The sequence below is a fragment of the Candidatus Thioglobus sp. genome (assembly GCF_028599055.1).
Lineage (GTDB): Bacteria > Pseudomonadota > Gammaproteobacteria > PS1 > Pseudothioglobaceae > Thioglobus_A.
Genome location: NZ_JAQRMS010000185.1, coordinates 1 through 2135, shown reverse-complemented (window position 1 = coordinate 2135; position 2135 = coordinate 1). Strand labels below are relative to the sequence as shown.

Sequence of the window (2135 nt, the reverse complement as noted above, 5' to 3'; positions counted from 1 at the left end):
TTGCGTGAAACCATTCATATTAATGGTATGCCGCTTAATATTATTGATACTGCAGGATTGCACGACAGTGATGATGTGGTTGAACAAGAAGGTATTAAAAGGGCGCGCAACGCAATTGCCAATGCAGATGTGGTGTTAATGATGTATGACGCACAAGATCAAAAACCTGATTTTTCTTTATTACCAGACAATATTCAATATAAAAATAGGCTCATTATTAAAAATAAGGTTGATCTAACCAATGAGTCTATTGAAAAAACCACGGTTGATGGTTCAACCCAATTGTCAATTTGTGCAAAAGAAACTAAAGGCATTGAGTTGCTTAGACAAGAGCTGTCTGATATTGCTGGTCTTGATAGTGGTGCAGAAGGTGTTGTGCTGGCTAGAAAACGCCATATTGTTGCACTTGAAGAATCACAGGATAGCATTAACAATGCACTGCTTCAGCTTGAAGGTGGCGCTGTTGAGTTAATGGCTGAAGATTTACGCCATGCAGGGGTTGCTATGGGTAGTATTACCGGTGAATTCTCTTCAGATGATTTGTTGGGCGAAATCTTTTCTTCTTTTTGTATTGGTAAGTAGTTAGGTGCTATGAATATTAATTATAAGTTTTATTTATACTTTATGGTAACAGCGTTATTATCGCCAGTCTTGGTGATGGAAATCTTGGCTGCCTATGAAACACAGCAAACTATGGATATCATGCTGGTTGTTTTAATCTTGGTTGTGTATCTTGGTTTGTATTTATCAATACGCAAAGATTTTTTACTACCATTTGCTGATTTACAACAATGGGTATCTGGATACAAAACCAATCAAAATATCCGTCTAGAGGAAGTGCAGCAAACTTCATTTCAACCAGTGGCCAGTGCAATCAATCATTTGATTGATGAGAATCAGCATCTTTACGATGACATGGAAGGGATTTTAAAAAAACAGATTCAGCGCTTGAGTCAAAAGTCCGCTTCTTTAGAGACCTTATATAGTGTTTCTTCTAAACTAAATAAATTGCATTCAACCGAAGAATTATTTGACTATTTCTTAGGTATGTTTGTCAAGATGACAGGGGCAAGCTCCGGTGCCGCTCGAAGTCTGGCAGATGATGGTGAGCTGTATTTAGTGGCACAACGTGGCGTGATTGATTCACAAGACCAAGAGTTACACGTATTAAGTAGTGATTGTTTCTGTGGCGAAGTAGCGATGGCCGAGCAGGCCGGCGTGCAATTTAGTGTACATAACTGTGCCAAATGCGTTGGCGCGCAATCAAAAGAGATTGCTGATGTTGGCACCATTTTTATTCCACTGCGTCATCATGGAAAAACCCTGGGTATTTTCAATCTGTTTTTTGATCAAGAGCCTTCACTCGCTTATGATGAGCGTGCTTTATTAGAATCAATTGCTGAAAATATTGCGGTAGCACTTGACAAATCAGCTTTGGATGAGCAAACCAAGCGCATGGAGCTTTCTCAGGAGCGACTATTTTTATCACAAGAAATTCATGATTCATTAGCGCAGACAATTTATAGTCTGAAGTTACAGGTGAGTGTTTTGGGTAATTCACTTAAGCAGGCTAAGCAACTAGACGCTTATCATCAAATTGAAGCGCTTCAAAGTAATATTACTCAGGCTAATCAAGAGTTGCGCGAACTTATGTGTAATTTTAGGGTGCCATTAGACCCTAAAGGCATAGAGGTTTCGTTGGAAAACTTGGTTAATCGTTTTAAATCAGAAGAAGGGATTGCCACCTATTTACAAGTTGAGGGTAAATTTAAAGTGACACCAGAGGTTGAGATGCAAATTATGCGCATCACTCAAGAAGCATTATCAAATATTCGCAAACATGCTAAGGCGCGTAACGTCAGAATTTTGCTTTCAGCTCAGCCTAAATGTCAATTATTAATTGAAGACGACGGCGTGGGCTTTGTAAAAGATCAAAATACCAGTGAAGTAATGGGGAATAATATTGGCATGAATATCATGCAAGAACGTGCTCAGCGAGTGGGCGCACATATTGAAGTAGAGTCAGAGGTAGATGAAGGCACTCGTATTACGGTAAGTTTTGAGAAATAAAAAATGAAGATATATATTATTGATGACCATGCACTGTTTAGAAATGGTTTAATTGCGCTACTAGA

2 protein-coding genes are annotated in these 2135 nt (G+C 38.8%); both read left to right on the top strand.

What is annotated here, in order from left to right; translation table 11 throughout:
• Positions 1-582, top strand: a 582-nt coding sequence (locus tag PSN35_RS07335) for a GTPase (protein ID WP_300031556.1), incomplete at its 5' end; no start/stop codon positions are given.
• Between the two features lie 9 nt (positions 583-591).
• A complete protein-coding gene (locus PSN35_RS07330) occupies positions 592-2070 on the top strand; it encodes an ATP-binding protein (RefSeq protein WP_300031553.1) in 1479 nt (492 codons plus the stop codon).
• The last annotated feature ends 65 nt before the right edge of the window (positions 2071-2135 follow it).